Source organism: Rhizobium aouanii, assembly GCF_037002925.1.
GTDB lineage: Bacteria > Pseudomonadota > Alphaproteobacteria > Rhizobiales > Rhizobiaceae > Rhizobium > Rhizobium aouanii.
In genome coordinates this window covers 256,720-276,439 of record NZ_JBAMYD010000005.1, presented here as the reverse complement: position 1 = coordinate 276,439, position 19,720 = coordinate 256,720, and the positions used below count along the sequence as shown (strand labels likewise).

Sequence of the window (19,720 nt, the reverse complement as noted above, 5' to 3'; positions counted from 1 at the left end):
CTTAACGGCAGCTTTTGGTCATTGTTCCCTCAATGACAAGCTCCGCAGTGGGGCCGGACCCTGGTATCTGGAGGAGATTGCCCAACGACGTTCGCGGACTGAAAATCACCCGAACTCTATCGGCGGACGGCCGCAATCGCTTCGCGTGTCATGCCGCCCCCTGGAACCGACCTGGCAGGACGAACCGCTGAAACGGAGCAGGTCGGTTCAAGCCGCTGTCGGATTGATCACGTTCATATCGATTTCGGTCAGTTCGACGCGCCGCTCGAAGGCTATGCCGGCCTCGTCGAAGAGGTGGCAATCTGCGGCATTGATGCCGGTTGCAACCGGCGTGTCCGCGCGGATGCCGACGCTGCCCGGCAGCATGGCGCAAAAATTCTCGGACTCTCCGTTGAGCGAGGCGTAGGCGACCGTATTTGCCCCGAGGCGCTCGATGACCGTCGGGGTCACGGTGAAGACGATATCGCCGCCGCCAAGCTGGATGTGCTCCGGCCGGATGCCGAGCGTCAAAGCCTTGCCGGCCATGCCGTCACGCGGCGTCACGGGCAGAACGGCTGTCTGGCCTTGATAATCCACCTCGACGCCATTGGCGCTGAGGCCCTTGCAGGTCACGGGAAGAAAATTCATTTTCGGATTGCCGATGAAACCGGCGACGAACTGGTTTGCGGGCTTGTGATAAAGCTCCAGCGGCGCGCCGGTCTGGGAGATATCGCCGGAATCCAGCACGACGATACGGTCGGCCATGGTCATCGCCTCGACCTGGTCGTGCGTCACATAGATCATCGTCGCCTTCAACTGCCTATGCAGCTTGGCAAGCTCGATGCGCATGTCGGCGCGCAGCGCCGCGTCGAGGTTGGACAGCGGCTCGTCGAACAGGAATATCTTCGGTTCGCGCACGATGGCGCGGCCGATCGCGACGCGCTGGCGCTGGCCGCCGGAAAGCATGCCGGGTTTCTGCTGCAGCCGCTGTTCAAGATGAAGGATGCGCGCCGCGTTTTCCACCTTGGCTTTGAGCTTTGCCTCTTCCATCCTTTCGACCCGAAGCGGGAAAGCGATGTTCTCGAAGACCGTCATGTGCGGATAAAGCGCGTAGGACTGGAATACCATGGCGATGCCGCGCTTGACCGGCGGCAGGTCGTTGACCCTGACGCCATTAATGACGATGTCGCCGGCGCTCGTCGCGTCGAGACCGGCGATCATGCGCAAGAGCGTGGACTTGCCGCAGCCCGACGGGCCGACGAAGACCACGAACTCGCCGTTCCGCACCTCGAGCTGCACGCCCTTCAGAACTTCGTAATCGCCATAGAACTTCTGGACTTTGTTGAGAAGAAGCTGTCCCAAAAATCTGTCTCCGCCGGCGGCCTTGGTCGCACGTTCATCGTCAGGGAGGGATCGCGGATGTCATATCCCGCGATCCCAGGAACCCGAGGGGCTTACTTGAAGGCTTCGATTTCGCCCGCGGCCTTCTTGAGCGCGGCTTCCGGCTCGGCCTTGCCTGTCACCACAGACTGGACCATCTCGATCATCGAGTTCTGGAAGCCCTTGTAGTCGGTGAAGAGCGGCTCGGGACCACCGTAGCTGATGCCGTCGATGAGCGGCTTCCAGTAGGGATCCTTGGCGACGAATTCATCGACCTTTGCAGACGGACGCAGCGGAGTGAGGCCGGCGCCGCCCTGCAATTCGTATTCCGACTGGACATCCGGCGAAGTGATGAACTTGGCGAATTCCGTCGCCTTGTCCTCGACACCCGAGCCCTTGAAGATCGCCAGGCTGTCGGTGATCAGCAGCGTGCCGGGGCCTTTGGCGTCGGGACCGAGCGGCAGCGTCGTGATGCCCCAGTTGATCTTCGTCTCTTTCAGCCGGGAGGCGGCGCCAGATCCGGCCTGGATCATGGCGACCTTGCCGTCGAGGAAGATGGCGCGGACTTCGTTCTGCTCATAGGCCGTCGGGCCTTCTTCGGAGTAGGGTACGATATCCTTGTAGGCCTTCAGCGCTGCGAGAATCTGCGGGCTGTCGAGCGTGACTTTGCCTTCGGCATCGATCACCGTGCCATTATTGGTGTAAACCCAATGCATGAACTGGTGCATCGTGTTGTCGAAGGTCTTGGCGGGGAGACCGTAGCCCGGAATGCCGGTCTTTTCCTTGATGGTCTTTGCCATCTCGATTTCTTCAGCCCAGGTCTTCGGCGGCGTCTCGGGATCGAGGCCGGCCTGCTTGAAAAGATCCTTGTTCCAGTAGAGCGCCTTGGTGGAGAAAGCGATCGGCACGCCCCACTGCGTGCCCTCGAAGGTCACGGTGTTGACGATGTTCGGATAATAGGTCTTCTTCTCGTCGTCCGTCATCGGCACCGGAACGATCAGGTCGTTCTGCGCGAATTCCTTCAGCGTGCGCGAGCCGACATAGGCCATCGCCACCGGCGTGCCGGCGGCGGCGAGCGTCGTTGCCTTGTCCTGGCACTGTGCCCATCCGACGACCTCGGGGGCGACCTTCCAGCCAGTATTCTTTTCTTCCCACTGCTTGATGTATTTGCTGTGGACCGGGTCGATCGTGTCGCCGCAATAGATCCAGCTGATTTCCTTGTCGGCCGCCTGGGCAGTGACGGCGGTCAGTGCCGTCGAACCGAGCAGGGCGAGCGCCATAAGGCCTGTCTTGATTGATATGCTCACGTCGTGACTCCCATTCTTGTGTTAGCTGTTCACTCGTTTTTTGGTCTTATTGTTTCACCGCACCGGCGGTCAGCCCGCCGACAAGGTAGCGCTGAAGGAAGAAGATGACGACCATCGCCGGCGCGATACCGACGAAGGAAGCCGCCATCAGTTCGTTCCAGATGACCTCCTGCTTGCCGAAGTAAGCAAAGAGCCCCACCGGCAAGGGCATGTATTCGGTCTTCGAGTTGAACGTCAGCGCGAAGATGAATTGCTGGGCGTAGGCGCCGATGAAGGTGGTGATGGCGACCACGATGATCCCCGGCATCGCAATGGGCAGGATGACCCGGCGAAGCGTGTAGAAATGGCTGGCGCCATCCATGTAGGCCGCTTCGTTGAGTTCCTGCGGAATGCGGATCATGTAGGTGCGCAGCAGCCAGATCGCCGAGGGGATCAGGAAGGCGACACCCGGCACGATCATGGCGAGATAGGTGTTGAGCACGCCCATGCTGCGCATCAGCCGGAAGAGCGGGATCAACAGCACGGCGCCGGAAAACATGTTCACCGTCAGGAAGGCGCCGAGCAGGATGCCCATGCCCCTGAATTCGAACTTCGCGAAGGCATAGGCCGCCGGAATGACGAGGCCGAGCACGATCAGCGTGACGATGGTCGAGATGAAGAAGGAGTTGAAGATATAGCGCCCGAAGCCCGGCACGCTGATCCACATTGTCCGGTAGGCGTCGAAGGAGCCGTTCTCCGGCCAGAAGCGATAGGGCGAGGAGAAGAGCTGGCTGAGCGGTTTCAGCGAAACCAGGAAACCTTCGACGAAGGGCGACAGCACGAAGAAAAGAAACAGCGCGATGCCGCAATAGATCAGGATGATTTCCCACCAGCGGTAACGGTCGATCATGGCTGCATTGCTCATGCGCGCTTCTCCGGATTGAGGCGACGGGTGACGCGGAAATAGGCGAAGCAGAAGAGCGACAGGAAGATGCAGATCAAAACGGCGCGCGCGGCACCTTCACCGTATTTCTTCGAGCCGATCGCGGTCTGATAGGTATCGATGATCATCGTCGTCGTCTCGCCGCTCGGTCCGCCCTGCGTCAGGATCCAGATGATGTCGAACGAGTTGAAGGTGGCGATCAGCGAGAGCATCGACATGGTGATGATCGCCGGAACCATCAACGGCAGCGTGATGCGGCGGAAGCGGTACCAGCGGCCGGCGCCATCGGTCCACGCGGCCTCATAGAGATCCTTCGGAATGGATTGGATCGCTGCCAGGAAGTAGATCGTCACCAGTGGCACGCCGATCCAAACGTCGGTGATGATCGTTGCCCAGAAGGCGGTACTTCCGTAGGCAAGGAAGGCGACCGGTCCGTCGACGAGACCGAAGCGCTGCAACAGGCCCGATATCATCCCGAACTGGCCATTATACATCCAGCCCCACATGAAGATGCCGATCGCCATCGGCACGATCCACGGCGGCATGGTCAAAAGCCGGAACAGCGAGCGGCCGGGGACCGCGGCATTCAGCATGCATGCGCCGAATGTGCCGATAACCATTTTCAGGGCAACGGAGAAGAAGGTCCAGACGAAGGTGCGGATGATCACTTCCGCAAACCGCTCGTTGAAGATCTTCTCGTAATTAGCCCAGCCGACCCAGTTGGTGGTCTTCCTGAGCGACGCGTCGGTGAAGGAGAGAATGAAGGTATCGACCAGCGGATAGGCGACGATCGCCAGAACATAGAGCACAGCCGGAAGAAGAAGGATGCAAGCGAAGATGAAGGTGCTTCTTTGAACACTCATCTTGCCGCCCTCCTCAAGCCGCTCTCGCGTGAAGGGCTTCGTCGAAGCGGTCCCAGACGGGTCTCAGATCGACGACCGTTTTCTTCATCCTCGCTTCGTCCATCGCCAAGGCGAGGATGCCGGCCTCGAGCGCATTCAGCGTGGAAACAGGAAGTTCGAGCCCGGTGCGTACGCTTTCAAGCAGGTCGCTCGCCATCTGTTCATCGGCGCCGTAGTGCTGGGAGAGCTCGGTGGCGGCATATTTGTTTTCGACCACCTTATTGCCGGTCAGCTGTTCGTGAACGTCGAGATAGCCGCGGACGAAATCGCCTTCGGCCATGCCGCGCGAACCCATGATGGCGAAACGGCGGAACTGGTCGGGCACGTTGAGATTGGTGTGAAAGTTCATGCCGACGCCATTGGCATATTCGACGATCGCCACCTGATAGTCGATGATATCGGCATCGCTGTCGAAGACCTTGTCCGATCCCATCCATCCGCTCGGCTTGCGGTGGAAAAGCTCGAGGTCGTTGATGCCCTCACGTGCCGGGTCGTTGGCCGGAATGAAGCTCTTGCGGCCGCCGAAACTTGCGACGCGTTCCGGCCGTGCGCCTGCGACGCCATTGTAAAGATCGAGGTCGTGGCAGCATTTCTCCAGCATGAAGCTGCCGGAATAGCGCTCATAGCGGCGCCAGTCGCGCATGAAGAAGGCGCCGTGATAAGGCTCGATATGTTCGGAAGCCTCGATCGACACGATCTGACCAAGCTTGCCCTCGGCCTGGATGGCGCGGAGATCCTTGTAAAGAGGAGAATAGCGTAGCACGAGACCGACCATCAGTCGCTCATGGCCGAATTTTGCCATCAGATGCGCAAGTTCGATGCTTTCGGCGATCGTCGTGACGATCGGCTTTTCGCAGAAGACCTTGAGACCGGCTTGAAGCCCGAGCCTGATATGGTCGAGATGCAGGTGATTGGGAGAGCCGATCATCAGCAGATCGAGCTTTTCGGAGGCGAGGAGCTCTTCCGGCGAACCATAGGCCTTGCCGACTGAAATACCCTTTTCCGTCAATCCGGGAAGTCCGGCGGGTTCCGGATCCACATAGCCGACAATGTCGAAGCTGCTATCGATTGCCTTGAAAACATAGCCGAGATAGCCGAGCCGGAATCCTAGCCCGATGATTCCCACTTTCATGCCGATCAGGTTCCCATTTAGTAATTTATTTTCTTTAAGTTGGGACAAAAATCGGGAGGCGTCAATAGAAAACGGGCATGGAAGCGCGAGCATGAAATTAATTTTCATAGATCGATAGCCGGCGGCCGATTGCTGCCTGCAACCGACCGGATGCCGATTGCCAAAGGGAAGAGGGCGCATCTCTTGACGCCGAGGCAGCGAATTCAGCGACTGTTGGCGCAGCCGACGATCGGTCCGGCAAGCACACGCGGGACTCGCGAAATGTTGAAAAGACTCGTGAGTTTACGTGTGTAGGATGATGCGAGACCCGAAGGCACGGAGGAGCCATCATGACCCGTATGACAGCCAAGGATTTCCCTCAGGAACTTCTCGAACTCTACGATTATTACGCGCATGGGAGAATTACCAAACGCGAGTTTCTCGACCGGGCCGGCAAATTCGCCGTCGGCGGCGTTACGGCAGCCGCCATTCTTTCATCGCTGAGCCCCGACTATGCGCTGGCGACCCAGGTCGAGTTCACCGATCCCGATATATCGGCCGAATACATCACCTATCCCTCGCCAAAGGGAAATGGCGATGTCCGCGGCTATCTCGTCCGTCCCAAAAACGCGACCGGCAAAGTTGCGGCTGTGGTGGTCGTGCACGAGAACAGAGGTCTGAACCCCTATATCGAAGATGTGGCGCGGCGCGTGGCAAAGGCGGGGTTCATCGCTCTTGCGCCGGATGGCCTCACTTCGGTCGGAGGCTATCCCGGCAACGACGAAAAGGGACGCGAACTCCAGCAGAAAGTCGACCCGGAAAAGCTGATGAACGACTTCTTCGCGGCGGTCGAATTTTTGATGAACAACGATCTCACCACAGGCAAGGTCGGCATCACCGGCTTCTGCTATGGCGGCGGCGTCGCCAACGCTGCGGCGGTGGCCTATCCGGAGCTTGCCGCAGCCGTGCCGTTCTACGGCCGGCAGCCGCGCGCCGAAGACGTGCCGAAGATCAAGGCGCCGCTGCTTCTCCATTATGCCGGGCTGGACAAGGGGATCAACGAAGGCTGGCCGGCCTATGAAGCTGCGCTGAAGTCCGCCGGAAAAACATTCGAGGCCTACGTCTATCCTGACGTCAATCACGGCTTTCACAATGATTCCACGCCCCGCTACGACGAAGCGGCAGCCAAGCTCGCCTGGCAGCGGACGGTCGACTGGTTTACGAAATACCTCGCCTGAGAAGGCCGGACTTGAACGAGCTGCGGCGGGGAGCCATTTCCGCCGCTTTTCCGTCCCGCGGCTTGTCAAGGCGACTGACGGTCCGCGATCAGGCTCCAGAAGGGATCGTCGCCGGACAGGTTTTCAACATCGGCAAGCCCGCGAAGCTGCAGGAAAGAGGCGCCGGACACATTCCGATTTCTCCAGCGCAAGCAGTCCATGAATTTGACTTCACGTTCATGAACGCTCATCGGCGCTTCAAGCGATCCCTTCGCATGCAAGCGAGACTTGTTCAAAATGCGCCCGTCGCGCATCGTGACCGTGACGATATGCGGGAGGCGCTCGACGCCTTTTTCCTCATCGGCCGAATAGGACTGCATTTCGACGCGCGGCATGAATTCCCGGATTTCCGCTCGCCCAATCTCCTGCCGTGTAAAGTCCGAAAGGCTAAGGGAGCCTTTGAGGAAAGCTGTCGCCAGGCAATATTGCATTGAGAAGCGGGCCTGCATCTCGTCAGCGGGCTCGGGATAAGCGAGGTTGCGGGCAGCGGATATGCCGACTTTCGTCTCGATCCTGATAATGTCGGCCGCCAAAAGCCCATGCTCCTGCTTGATATCCAGAAGAGCGTCGACCGCGCGATGGGTCGAGGCGCAGCAGGGATGGCGCTTGGTCACCACGCCCCGGCTTTCGATGATATGCTCCTCCTCGAATGTCAGGCCGTCCCAGCCCCTGGCATTATCGCCGCCGAAAAGATCGAGGAAGCCTTGCGGCCGTTCGAGGATATCCGGCCGCCCGCTCATCCCCGCAAGCGCCATGCGCGCCGCGTCGACGGCATTGCGCGCGGCAATGCCGGCATGAAGCGGTTTGGCGCTCGTGCCGAACTGCCCTTTCGGGCCGCAGGCAAGGCTCGTCGCAAGGCTCATCGCCGCGACCAGGCGCTCTTCGTCGGCGCCGAGAAGCCGTGCCACGCCAGCTGCGGCCCCGATGCTGCCGACCGTCGCCGTTGCGTGCCAGCCTCTGTTATAGTGAGAGGGATTGACGCCGAAGCCGACCGCCGCCTGCGCTTCCAGCCCGGCGAGGTAAGCCTCGAGAAACCGTTTTCCGCTTGTCGCCTTGCCGCGCGTCAGAACCGCCAGCAGCGCCGGCACCAGCACCGCGGAAGCATGCGCCCTCGCCGGATGGAAATTGTCATCGAAATCGAGCGCATGAGCCGCCGTTGCGTTGATGAGTGCGGCAAAAGAGGGCGAGGCGGAGCCGCCGGTGACGAGCCGGGCTGCGCCGCCTCCGGCGATTTCCCCGTCGAAGGCGCGGGTGAGCGCGGCAACGCTTTCATCGCCGCTGCCTGCAATCATACAGCCGATGGTGTCTACCGCAGCATCTCTTGCCCGGTCCATTGCGAGATCTGAGAACGTCGTGCGCGACAGGAGCTGTTCCGCGATCTTCCGGAGGATGGTGGCCATTGACGAAAGTCTTTCCGTGAGTTTGGTTCTCAGCGGAAAATGTTCAACTTTCCGCAGCTCCGCAATCTTATGCGGTTTGCGGGTAGGGCTATCGATGTTGGAGATAGAATGGCGCGAGACACGAGTGCGGCAATCAGCCTGAAGCATATCGAGGCCTATGACGCCATCGCCGCGACGGGCTCGACGATCGCCGCTTCCGTCGAGCTTGGGATCTCACAATCGAATGCCAGCCGCTTGTTGCAGCAACTGGAAGACTATCTCGGCGTCCGGCTTTTCGACCGGGAAAAGAACCGGCTGCAACCGACCCGCGAGGGGCTGCAGCTCGGCCCGGAAATCCGTGCCATTTCCGACCGGCTGCGCGCCTTGAAAACGGCGGCGATGGAGCTTGAGAGTGGTCGGTCGCGGGAGATCATGCTGCGGCTCGCCTTTCCCTCCAGTCTTTCCCAGACGCGCATTCCGAAGCTGCTGAAGAACTTTCTCGCGGCGAATGGTCCGATGCGCGTCGAAGTCGCATCCGGCAGTTATCTGGCAATTGAACGGATGGTGGCCGACGGCGAGGCCGATCTCGGCTTCGCGCGTCTGCCGCTGATGAGCCCGGGATTGAAACAGGAGAAGGTCCTGTCGTCGCGGGTCATTTGCGCCCTGCACAACGATCATCCCAAGGCCGGCAGCCACCAATTGTCGGTTGGCGACCTGAAGGGGCAGGATCTGATCATGCTGAACAGGGAGCGACCGGTTCGCCATGAGCTTGAGGCGTTGTTCTACAAGGCCGGCATCCGCCAACGCCCCTTGCTCGAAGCGCATTCGGTGGCGAGTGCCTGTGCGCTGGCGGCGCAGGGGCTCGGCATTGCGCTGGTCGGCGAGATCATCGCCCGCGAATATGCGACGCTGCCGCTGCAGTTCATTCCGCTCGAACCGGAACTGCCGGTTGCCTACGCGCTGATCAGCGGAGAGAAATTTCCGATGCCCAAGGCCGCCAGCCTCTTCCTTCAAAGCATTTCGGACTGGGCATGATGACGGTGCCTGAATCGTCCCGGGGGATCGCAAACGCATGAATATCAAGCAACTGGAAGTCCTGCGCACGCTTCTGGCGACGGGATCGACGATTGCCACGGCAAAGACGATGGGCCTCAGTCAGTCCGGTATCAGCCGCCTCCTCCAGCAGCTCGAGGCGGACCTTTCGATGTCGCTTTTCGTGCGCGACAAAGGCCGTCTCATCCCCACCCCCGAGGCCCTGCTTCTTGCCCGCGATGCCGAGAACATCCTGCTGGCGGTCGATCGGATGTCGGGCCACGCGGAGGACTTAAGAAGCGGCGCCGCCGGCCCGGAGATCGTCCGCGTCGGCCTGCCGAGCAGCATGTGGGAGCATTTCGCGCCGGCAATGCTGGCCGATTACATCAGCGATTTCCCCGGTGTGCGGATCGAAACCTTCTTCGAGACGACGACCGCGATCAACAAGCTCGTCGAGCAGAGGGTGATCGATTTCGGCTTTCTGCGCATGGAGGGCGAGAGCGGACCGGGCATCGAGGTCGAGCGTGTCGCCACCGGCGAAAGCGTCTGCGTCGTTCCGAAGGATCATCCTCTTGCGAAACTGGAAGAAATCACGGTCAGGAATTTGCGCGACGTGCCCCTCATTCTGATCGGCCGCCAACGGCCGAACCGCATGGCGCTCGACCAGACCTTCCGGCGGGCCGGCGTCAAGCAGATCGTCAAGATCGAGACGCATACCAACAGCTCCGCCTGTTCCTACGTCGCGCATGGCCTTGGGGTCACGATCATCAGCAGCTTTTATGCGAATCTTTATCGCCACCTGCCGGTGGTTCACCGTCCTTTCGTGCCACGCGCGACCCAGGAATTCGGATTGGCGAGGGCGGTCGGGACGCCACTCTCGATTGCCGCCCACGCTCTCAGCGATGCCTTGAAGCGACAGATCAAGCTTTCGCAAAAAGACATTTGAAATCAAATTTTTAGCCCGAATCTTTACGCCAACGCAGCCGCTTTGGTTGCGGTCGTATTCCGCATAGACTTATGACGGAATCGCATAATATTGCGGATATTTCTTCATTCGATCATAGTCTGTGGCAACGAAACCGATGGCGCCGGGCACTGTCCGTCGCCCATCGCGGGGAACAAAAATGCTGAAATTCGTTCTGAACCGCCTGTTGATGGCATTGCCGACGATCGTCCTCGTTTCGGTGACCGTCTTCACGCTGATCCGCTTCATACCCGGCGATCCGGCGGCACTGATGCTGGGCGATATGGCTGAGCCCGATCAGATCGCGGCGATGCGCTCGGAACTCGGCCTCGACAAATCGCTGCCGCAACAGTTCCTGATCTGGACCGCCAATGTCGTCCAGGGTGACTTCGGCCGCTCGATCGTCAATGACGAGCCGGTTCTGCCGCTCGTCGCATCACGCTTTCTGGTCAGCGCCGAAGTCGTCGTCGTCGCCGTGCTTCTGGCGAGCCTCATCGCCGTGCCGGCCGGTGTCATCGCAGCCTGGCGGCAAAACAGTCTGACGGATCTGGCGCTGGTCGGCACCGCCACGATCCTGCTGTCGATCCCGACATTCTGGCTCGGCCTTCTGCTCCTGCTTTTCTTCGGCCTGAAACTCGGCTGGTTACCGGTCCTCGGCTATGTCTCGATCGGCAGCAACGTCACCGGCGGCCTGCTCTACCTCGTGCTGCCGATCATGACCCTGGTCATTCACGAGATGGGTGTGTTGATCCGCATGGCGCGCGCCTCGACGCTGGAAGTGCTGCGTCTCGACTATATCACCCACGCCCGGGCCAAGGGGCTTTCCGAGAGCGCCGTCCTCTGGCGGCACGCCTTCAAGAATGCCTTCGGCCCGACCTGGACAGTCATCGGTCTGATCCTCGGCAATCTGCTCGGCGGCATTGCCGTCATCGAGACCGTCTTCACCATTCCGGGGCTCGGGCGACTGATGGTCGACAGTATTTTTGCTCGCGACTACCCAGTGATCCAGGGTTGCCTGCTGTTCGTCTCGCTTTCCTATGTGCTGGTCAATTTGGTCGTCGACCTGCTCTATCCCCTGTTCGATCCGCGGGTAGTTGCCGAATGAAAAACGTCACGTTTAACGGCTTCATCGGCGGCACTCTGATTGCCGCACTGCTCATCTCCGCTGCGATCGGCCTCTTCTGGACGCCCTATGATCCGATGAAGCTCGGCTTCACGGCGCGGCTGGCGGCGCCAAGCAGCGCCCACTGGCTCGGAACCGACGAATTCGGCCGCGACGTGCTCAGCCGCCTGATCGTCGGCGCCCGGGCGAGCGTCTGGATCGGCACCTTGACGGTCACCTTCGCGACGGTCTGCGGCACGCTGATCGGTCTCGTCAGCGGTTACGCCCGCGGTTGGATCGATGCCGTCATCATGGCCGTCAACAATGCGCTTCTCGCCTTTCCGGGCATCCTTCTGGCGCTGGGATTGCTCGCCGTCTTCGGCGCCAACCAATATGGCATCATCTTCGCGCTGGGCATTGCCTATTCTCCCTCCATGGCCCGCGTTGTCCGGGGTGCTGTCCTGTCGCTGCGCGAGCGGGAATTCATCGAGGCCTCCAAGGTGATGGGCAATGGCGAGCTCTACACCATGTTCCGCCATATCCTCCCCAATTGCATCGCTCCCATCACCGTGCTTGCGACCTCGATGTTCGGCTGGGCGATCCTTTCGGAAAGCGCGCTCAGCTTTCTCGGCCTCGGCGTTCCGCCACCGGCGCCGACCTGGGGCAACATGCTGGCCGCCGGCCGACCATTCATCGAGCAGGCGGTCTGGCTGGGTCTGTTCCCGGGCCTGGCGATCGCCCTGACGCTCCTCGGCATCAATCTTCTGGGCGACGCTCTTCGGGACAAGCTTGATCCGCGGATGAGGGGGCTGAAATGACCAATAGAACGCTTTTGAATGTCCGCAACCTGTCGCTTCAGGTCACTGGGACCGGTGTGCAGGTCGTCAAGGACGTCAGCTTCGACATCGCGCCAGGCGAGATCTTCGGCATCGTCGGAGAAAGCGGATCGGGCAAGACGCTGGCAACACGCGCCCTGATCTCGCTGCTGCCGGCACCCATCAAGGTGATCGGCGGCTCCGTTGCCTACAAGGGACGCGACGTGCTTTCCATGAACGGCGCGCAATTGCGCCAATTGCGCGGTGCGGAAATCGGTGTCGTCTTCCAGGAGCCGATGACCTCGCTCAATCCCTCGATGACCGTTGGCCGCCAACTCGAAGAAGGGTTGCAGCTGCATACGAAACTTTCGCAGGAAGAACGGCGCAGCCGGATCCTCGACATGCTGAACCGGGTGGGAATCCGCGATCCCGCCGGGGCGCTCTCTTCCTATCCGCATGAATTCTCGGGCGGCATGCGCCAGCGCATCATGCTGGCATCGGTGATGCTGCTGAAACCGGCGCTGTTGATCGCCGACGAGCCGACGACGGCGCTCGATGCGGTGATCCAGCGCGATGTCATGGAACTGATGGTGGAACTGACGCAGGCGGAAGGCACCGCCGTGCTGCTGATCAGTCACGATCTGCCGATGGTTGCGCGCTACACGAACCGCATCGTCGTCATGGAAAAGGGCGTGATCGTCGAAGAAGGACGCACCGCCGATCTACTCGATGCTCCGCAGCGTGCCTATACGAAGAAACTGCTTTCTTCCCTGCCGTTCCGCGGAGAAACGCGCACGATCGACAAGACCAGGGCGCCGATGGTCTCGGCGCGGGATATCGTCGTCGACTATCCAGGCCGGCGGTCGCTGATGAAGAAGGCAACGCCGAAACGGGCGCTGCATGGCGTCAGCATCGATATCCACGAGGGCGAAGTCGTGGCGCTGGTCGGCGGTTCGGGTTCCGGCAAGACCACGCTCGGGCGCACCATTGCCGGACTGGTCCGGGAGAGCGAAGGCGATATCCGGTTCAAGGGGCGCAGCCGCGACGACGACTGGATGGACTATCGGCTGAATTGCCAGATGGTGTTTCAGGATCCTTACTCCTCGCTCGATCCGCGCATGACCATCCTCGCGCTTGTGGAAGAAGCGCTGCGGCTCGTTCCCGATCTCGACGCCATTGCCAAGCGCAAGCGCGCCCTGGAGACGCTGGAGGAAGTCGGTCTTGGGTCCGACTATGCCGGGCGCTACCCGCATGAGCTTTCGGGCGGCCAGCGGCAGCGTGTGGCGATTGCCCGCGCCATGGCGCGCCGGCCGAAATTCCTGATCGCCGACGAACCGGTATCGGCTCTCGACGTGACGGTCCGGGCGCAGGTGCTCGAACTCCTGTCCGATCTGCAAAAACGCTACGGCTTTTCCTGCCTGTTCATCAGCCATGATCTCGGCGTGGTCGAACAGGTGGCCGATCGCGTCGTCGTCATGCAGGACGGCCGGATCATCGAGGAGGGCGACCGCAACACGGTTTTCGACCGCCCGAAGGAGGCCTATACGCAAAGGCTTCTCTCGGCCATCCCCGCTCTGGATCACAATGCTCAGGGCGGCGTGATCCTCAAATGGCGCCTGGAGAACTGATATGACGACGATGATTGAATCCGGAAAGCTCGGCGAGCGATTGAACGCGATCTGCGATGCCCAGCCTTTCGTGACGCGCTTCATGGTGCGTGCGCTTGGCAGCGGCGAAACGATCGGCAGGGGCGCGGACGAGGAAACGCCCTCCGCCAGCACTCGGAAGACCTCGATCATGATGGCGGCCTTGAAGGCCGCGCATGAAGGCCGCCTGGATCTCGACGAACGGATCACCTACGAAAAACGTTTCGCCGAGGAAGTGGCGAGCGGGATGTTCCGCTATCTGACGCCTGGTATCGTCATATCGCTGCGCGATGCCATCACCGGCATGATGGTGCTGAGCGACAATGTCTGCACCAAGATGGTCTTCGAAAGGCTGACGCTCGAAGAGGTCGACAGCTATTGCAAGTCGATCGGCATGACGGGCACCAACCATCGCTTCCTCATCCCGCCCCTGGCGCTGTCGCCGGATCATTCCCTGAAGGCCGTCACCACGACGACGGCGCGGGATCAGGTCTATCTGCTGCAGACCATCCTGGATGCGCAGGATTCACGGGAAGCCGCGGACCGGCTCGGCTGCTCGCAGGCGCTCAGCGCCTATGCGCTTCAAACCCTGAAGAACCAGATCCTGCGCTACGCCATTCCCTCCAGGCTGCCCTTCGGTGTGCTCGTCGCCCATAAGGGCGGCACGGGAAAGCGTGGCCGCATGAATGCCGGTATCGTCTATCGCGACGGTTCCCCCTTCTACATCATCGCCGCCTATACCGACGACGTGCCGCAGGAGATGCCGGACGGCACCCCCGGCTACACGGTCGCGCTTGAAACCATCGGCAGGCTTTCACGCGCCTGCTGGGATGAATTCCAATCCTAATGATCATAAAAGAGGGTAGAACAATGCATAAGCTTCTTCTTGCAGGCACCATGTTGATGGCGATGACCGGCGTGGTCGACGCCCGCGACATCGTCGTGGCTCAAAGTTCCGATCTGCGCAGCAACAATCCGGGCGTAAATCGCGACGGCAATACCGATGGCGTCATCCTGCATATCGTCGAAGGGCTCGTCGGCTATGCCAACAACGGCGAGGTCAAGCCGCTGCTGGCTAAGAGCTTCGAAGTCTCGGCGGATGGGTTGGCCTACAGCTTCAAACTGCGTGACGACGTCAAATTCCACAACGGCAAGACATTGACCGCCGATGACGTCGTGTGGAACTGGAACCGCTATCTCAAGCCCGAAACGAAATGGACCTGCCTTCCTGACTTCGACGGCAGCGGCTCCGTGCATGTTACAGGGGTCAAGGCAGTCGATGCTTCGACCGTCACCATCACGCTGGAAAAGCCATCCGCAGTTTTCCTGGGCCTGATGTCGCGCCCCGAATGCGGTTACACCGGGATGATTTCCCCGGAATCGGTCGGCGCGGACGGAAGCTTCGTCAAGCCGATCGGCACCGGTCCTTTCAGATGGGATGAATGGAAGAAGGGCGAGTATATCCATCTCGCCAAGTTCGACGATTATGTCTCGCCAGAGAACGGTGGCAAGCCCGACGGCATGGTCGGCTCCAAGCGCCCTCTCGTCGACGGCATCAAGTTCATGGTCATTCCCGATGCTTCGACCGTAAAGGCCGGCCTTCAGTCCGGCGTGCTCGATACCGCGGAGATTTCGCCGGATCTCATTCCCGAATTCAAGACGAGCGACACGATGCAGCTGATCGTGGCGCGCAACAACGGCAAAAACCTCTTCTACATCCAGACGCGCGACAAGGTTCTGAGCAATCCCGGCGTGCGCCGCGCCATGGCGATGGCGCTCGATCTCGACCAGCTCGTCGAGGCCGCCTCCAATGGCACCGGCGCAGCCAACGGTTCGATGGTTTCGCAAGACTCGCTCTACTTCGACGATGTCCAGAAGGAGCGTCTGCCCTACGACATCGAGGCCGCGAAGAAAGAGCTTGCGACGGCCGGCTATAAAGGCGAGCCGATTACCATCATCGCCAACAAGCGCAGCAACGTGCCAAGCTTCCCGGCCGCGGTCATGGCGCAGGCCATGATGCAGCAGGCAGGTCTCAATGTGCAGATCGAGGTGCTCGACTATGCGACGCAGGTCGATCGCCGCCGGTCCGGCAACTACCAGATCATCTCGCAATCGGTAGCGCCGCGGCTCGATCCGGCGCTGATGTACGGCTTCTATGTCGGCAACAAGGACAAGAATGCGTCATTGATGTGGGATGATCCGAAGGCCGTCGAGTTGATGAAGGCCGCCTATGCGGAACCCGACCAGACGAAGCGTCAGGCGATCTTCGACGAGTTTCACACGCTGATGCTCAAGGAAATGCCGGGCATCTTCCTTTATGACATGGTGGATGTCTGGGGTGCGACCAAGAAGCTGAAGGGTCAGCCCGTCTGGCAATCGAATGCCCGGCTTTGGGAAGTTTCGCTCGACAATTGAGCCTGAACTGCCGCGCCCGGTGGGTCGGGCGCCGCCATCCCGTTTCGACAGTCAACAGGAGATCCGGCAGGCAGTCCTGCCGGGTCCGGTGCAACACGTCCCTGTGGCGGCAGGGCAGACAGCGAGGAATACCATGAATCTTGACGCGATCAGCTCCATTGCCGCGACGATCGAAAAGATGAAGCCGGATTATATCGCCCTCAGCGACAGTATCTGGGATTTCGCGGAGTTGAAATTCGAGGAGCGGCGCTCGTCGCAATTGCTGGCAAGGACGCTCGAGGAAAACGGCTTTGCCGTGCGCCGCGGCGTCGCAGGCATGGAAACGGCCTTCATCGGCCAATCCGGCAGCGGCAAGCCGGTGATCGCTTTCCTCGGCGAATTCGATGCCCTGGCCGGAATGAGCCAAACCGCCGACGTCGCCGAGCCTCTTCCACAAGCGGCGGGAGCAACCGGTCACGGCTGCGGGCACAATCTGCTTGGCGTCGGATCGCTGATGGCGGCGGTTGCGCTTGCCCGCCACCTCAAGGAGAACAATCTGCCCGGAACGGTGCGCTATTACGGCTGCCCGGGAGAGGAGGGCGGTTCCGGCAAGACCTTCATGGTTCGTGCCGGCGCATTCGATGATGTCGATGCCGCCCTGACCTGGCATCCGGCTCCGTTCAACGGTGTTCGCTCGACGAACAATCTTGCCGTTCTCGAATATTACTATCGCTTCAGGGGTGTCGCGGCACATGCTGCCAACAGCGCCCATCTTGGCCGCTCGGCGCTCGATGCCGTCGAACTGATGAATGTCGGCGTCAATTTCCTGCGTGAACACATGCCGCAGGATTGTCGCGTTCACTACGCGATCACCGACACCGGCGGCAGGGCCGCCAATGTCGTGCAGGCCCGCGCCGAGGTTCTCTATCTGATCAGGGCGCCCGACATGCCGCAGGCGCTTGCGCTTGCCGGGCGCGTCGAGAAGGTCGCACGAGGTGCGGCGATGATGACCGAAACCGAGGTCGAGATCGTCTTCGACACGGCCTCGACGAACCTTCTTCCCAACATCACGCTTGAAACGGCAATGCACGAAAACATGGTCGCGCTTGGGCCGATCGCCTTCGACGAGGCCGACATCGCCTTCGCCAGGAAAATCCAGGATACCTTCACACCGGAGGCGATCAGGAGCAGCATCCGCCTCTATCAGATCAAGGGCGATGTGTTCTCCAACGCCAAGGTCGATGGCTCGACGCCCCTGCACACCGGTCTACGCGATTTCGAGGGACAATCGCATTTCCGGGCCGGATCGACCGATGTCGGCGATGTCAGCTGGGTGACGCCGACCGCGCAATGCTGGGCGCCAGCCTGGGCGATCGGCACCAATCCCCATACCTGGCAGGTCGTCGCGCAGGGAAAAAGCCCGGCCGCGCACAAGGCCATGGCGCATGCGGCCAAGACGCTTGCAACCACGGGGCTCGCATTGATGTCGTCATCCGACCTCCTGGCGGCCGCGAAGGCCGAGTGGCGGGAAAAGACCAGTGGCAAAGCCTATGTTTGCCCCATCCCCGACGATGTGATGCCTGCATCGATTCATATCCGGTAGTTCCCGTCTCCGTCGGCTGTGACAGCGACCTGCATCGCACCCGCTTGCAGGATCCCATGAAAAAGCACTAAGGGTATGCAAGTCGAAAGCGCGGAACTGAGGCATTCACCGCTTTCGAACCTCCAACACGTCGGAAAAGGCAAAGATGACAAGCTCCGAATGGCGGGTGGGAGTGCTGTTTTCCAGAAGCGGAATTAGCGAAATTACGGAAACCGAGCACTTTCTTGGCACCGCACTTGCGATCGAGGAAGTCAATGCGGCGGGCGGCGTGCTCGGCAAGCCCATCGTTCCGATCGCCTATGATCCGGGCGGGGATCAGACCGCCTATCGCAATCTGGCGCGGCGCCTTCTTGCCGACGACGACGTCAACATCATCTTCGGTGCCTCGATGTCGGCCAGCCGAAAGGCGGTGCTGCCGATCGTCGAGCGGCACAACGGACTGCTGTTTTATCCGTCGATGTATGAAGGTTTCGAATATTCGGAGAATGTGGTCTATACCGGCGCCACCCTCAATCAGAACACCTTCGCGCTCGCGGAATACCTTCTCCGCCACCATGGACGCCGGATCCTCTTCGTCGGTGCGGATTATATTTATCCGCGCGAATCCAATCGGGTGATGCGGGACGTGGTCGAGGCAAAGGGCGGTGAAGTCGTCAGCGAGCGATATCTTCCTCTTCATGCCGACGAACAAACCTTGCGTTCGGTTATTTCCGATATTGTTCGTCTCAAGCCCGATGCCATTTTCTCGACGATCATCGGCCGGCCGGCGCAGCGTTTTTACCGCATGTATGCCGAGACCGGCATCGATCGCAGGCGGGTTCCGATTGCCAGTCTGACCATGGCCGAGAGCGAGATTCGCGAGATCGGAGCCGACGCTTGCACCGGCCATATTCTCTCGGCGACCTATTTCCAGACGGTCGAGAACGAGGCGAATGAGCGCTTCGTAGGGGCATTCAAAGCCCGTTTCGGCCAGGACTTCACCACCAGCGTCTGGTCGCAGCCGGCCTATGCGCAGGTTCACCTTTTCGCCCGCGCGCTTGCCCGGGCCGGCTCGCTCGAGACCCATCGCATTTCCGAAGAAATTCTCCTGGAAGATTTTCTGGCTCCGGAGGGCCGGATCAATTTCGACGCCGATACCCGCCACCTCTGGCTGCATCCCCGCATCGGCGTGGCGCGCGCCGATGGACTTTTCGACATTGCCTGGCAGGCGCCTGGCCCGATCCGGCCAGATCCCTACCTGACGGCTTCGCGGTTCGAAGACGTTTGGCTGGAGGCCTGAGATGGCGGGACCGAGCAGGATCGTTCAGGATCTGCGGCGCGCACGCGTTCTGGTCGTCCATCCTCGCGACGAGGACGGCGACGTGCTGATCGCCCACCTCAAGCGCCTTGGCTGTGAGGTTCGGGCCACCTGGCCGCTTCCGCCAGCCTTGCCTCCTGACGTAGACACCGTCTTTCTGCACGTCGAGGATGTGCATGTCGAGCACGCGCTGCAGATTATCGACCTCCAGCAGACGGCGATCATCGCGATCGTAACCTATGAGAGCCCGACCGCCCTCCAGGCGATCATCGATCTCAATGCCCACGGCGTTATCAGCAAACCGTTGCGGCCACTCGGCATTCTGACGCAATTTGCGCTTGCACGTTATCGGCATAGCTACGAAAAACGGCTCGCCGGCAAAGTGCAAAAACTCGAGGAAACCTTGAAAAGTCGCCGGCTGGTCGAAAAAGCCGTTTCGGCGTTGCGGGTGATGAATGGTCTCGACGAGGAGGCGGCCTATAAGCTCTTGCGCGATCAGGCGACGTCGAAGCGCGTTCCGATGGCGACGATCGCCGAATCCATCATTGCCGCGCAAGACACCATGAAAAGCCTCGGACTTTCCATCAGCGCAAAAACTCAACCTTAGGTC

At 60.6% G+C, this 19,720-nt stretch carries 17 protein-coding genes; 11 read left to right on the top strand and 6 right to left on the bottom strand.

Going from position 1 to position 19,720, the window contains the following annotated elements:
* Window positions 1–207: 207 nt before the first annotated feature.
* The 5 genes from V8P77_RS11390 to V8P77_RS11370 form a co-directional block, all read right to left on the bottom strand.
* A complete protein-coding gene (locus V8P77_RS11390; protein WP_335912692.1) occupies window positions 208–1,341 on the bottom strand; it encodes an ABC transporter ATP-binding protein in 1,134 nt (377 codons plus the stop codon).
* A gap of 92 nt (window positions 1,342–1,433) precedes the next feature.
* Entirely contained in the window at window positions 1,434–2,639 is a 1,206-nt protein-coding gene (locus V8P77_RS11385; protein ID WP_335912902.1) for an ABC transporter substrate-binding protein, read from the bottom strand.
* Window positions 2,640–2,712: 73 nt separating this feature from the next.
* On the bottom strand, window positions 2,713–3,570 hold the full coding sequence (locus tag V8P77_RS11380; protein ID WP_335912690.1) for a carbohydrate ABC transporter permease: 858 nt from the start codon (window positions 3,568–3,570) through the stop codon (window positions 2,713–2,715).
* Window positions 3,567–4,451: a carbohydrate ABC transporter permease gene (locus V8P77_RS11375; RefSeq protein ID WP_017958115.1), complete on the bottom strand. Its 885-nt coding sequence runs from the start codon at window positions 4,449–4,451 to the stop codon at window positions 3,567–3,569. Before V8P77_RS11375 ends, V8P77_RS11380 begins: the two co-directional genes overlap by 4 nt.
* 13 nt (window positions 4,452–4,464) lie before the next feature.
* The gene (locus V8P77_RS11370) at window positions 4,465–5,622 is read right to left on the bottom strand and encodes a Gfo/Idh/MocA family protein (RefSeq protein WP_017958114.1); all 1,158 of its coding nucleotides are present in this window, start codon (window positions 5,620–5,622) and stop codon (window positions 4,465–4,467) included.
* Window positions 5,623–5,951: 329 nt separating this feature from the next.
* On the opposite strand from V8P77_RS11370, the gene yghX reads away from it, so the two are divergent.
* Complete coding sequence (yghX, locus tag V8P77_RS11365; RefSeq protein WP_335912687.1) at window positions 5,952–6,839, top strand: YghX family hydrolase; 888 nt, start codon at window positions 5,952–5,954, stop codon at window positions 6,837–6,839.
* Window positions 6,840–6,904: 65 nt separating this feature from the next.
* Here the strand turns inward: yghX and V8P77_RS11360 are convergent, their stop codons facing one another.
* Window positions 6,905–8,278: an MmgE/PrpD family protein gene (locus tag V8P77_RS11360; RefSeq protein WP_335912685.1), complete on the bottom strand. Its 1,374-nt coding sequence runs from the start codon at window positions 8,276–8,278 to the stop codon at window positions 6,905–6,907.
* A gap of 39 nt (window positions 8,279–8,317) precedes the next feature.
* Here V8P77_RS11360 and V8P77_RS11355 point away from each other — a divergent pair, with 39 nt between their 5' ends.
* From V8P77_RS11355 to V8P77_RS11310, 10 genes are all read left to right on the top strand, one after another.
* On the top strand, window positions 8,318–9,292 hold the full coding sequence (locus V8P77_RS11355) for a LysR family transcriptional regulator (protein ID WP_335912683.1): 975 nt from the start codon (window positions 8,318–8,320) through the stop codon (window positions 9,290–9,292).
* A gap of 37 nt (window positions 9,293–9,329) precedes the next feature.
* Entirely contained in the window at window positions 9,330–10,235 is a 906-nt protein-coding gene (locus tag V8P77_RS11350) for a LysR family transcriptional regulator (protein ID WP_335912681.1), read from the top strand.
* A gap of 178 nt (window positions 10,236–10,413) precedes the next feature.
* Window positions 10,414–11,358 carry an ABC transporter permease gene (locus V8P77_RS11345; protein ID WP_222406985.1) on the top strand — a complete coding sequence of 315 codons (945 nt, stop codon included), beginning with the start codon at window positions 10,414–10,416 and terminating at the stop codon, window positions 11,356–11,358.
* Entirely contained in the window at window positions 11,355–12,173 is an 819-nt protein-coding gene (locus V8P77_RS11340) for an ABC transporter permease (protein WP_335912677.1), read from the top strand. Before V8P77_RS11345 ends, V8P77_RS11340 begins: the two co-directional genes overlap by 4 nt.
* Window positions 12,170–13,798, top strand: a complete 1,629-nt coding sequence (locus V8P77_RS11335; RefSeq protein ID WP_335912676.1) for an ABC transporter ATP-binding protein — start codon at window positions 12,170–12,172, stop codon at window positions 13,796–13,798. The genes V8P77_RS11340 and V8P77_RS11335 overlap by 4 nt, the downstream gene beginning before the upstream one ends.
* Before the next feature lies 1 nt (window position 13,799).
* Complete coding sequence (locus V8P77_RS11330) at window positions 13,800–14,663, top strand: serine hydrolase (protein WP_221987363.1); 864 nt, start codon at window positions 13,800–13,802, stop codon at window positions 14,661–14,663.
* A 23-nt stretch (window positions 14,664–14,686) separates the two neighbouring features.
* A complete protein-coding gene (locus V8P77_RS11325; RefSeq protein ID WP_335912674.1) occupies window positions 14,687–16,231 on the top strand; it encodes an ABC transporter substrate-binding protein in 1,545 nt (514 codons plus the stop codon).
* A 133-nt stretch (window positions 16,232–16,364) separates the two neighbouring features.
* A complete protein-coding gene (locus V8P77_RS11320; RefSeq protein WP_335912673.1) occupies window positions 16,365–17,813 on the top strand; it encodes a M20 family metallopeptidase in 1,449 nt (482 codons plus the stop codon).
* A gap of 145 nt (window positions 17,814–17,958) precedes the next feature.
* A complete protein-coding gene (locus tag V8P77_RS11315) occupies window positions 17,959–19,092 on the top strand; it encodes a transporter substrate-binding domain-containing protein (protein WP_003553142.1) in 1,134 nt (377 codons plus the stop codon).
* 1 nt (window position 19,093) lies between these two features.
* Window positions 19,094–19,717 carry an ANTAR domain-containing response regulator gene (locus V8P77_RS11310; protein WP_003553141.1) on the top strand — a complete coding sequence of 208 codons (624 nt, stop codon included), beginning with the start codon at window positions 19,094–19,096 and terminating at the stop codon, window positions 19,715–19,717.
* The last annotated feature ends 3 nt before the right edge of the window (window positions 19,718–19,720 follow it).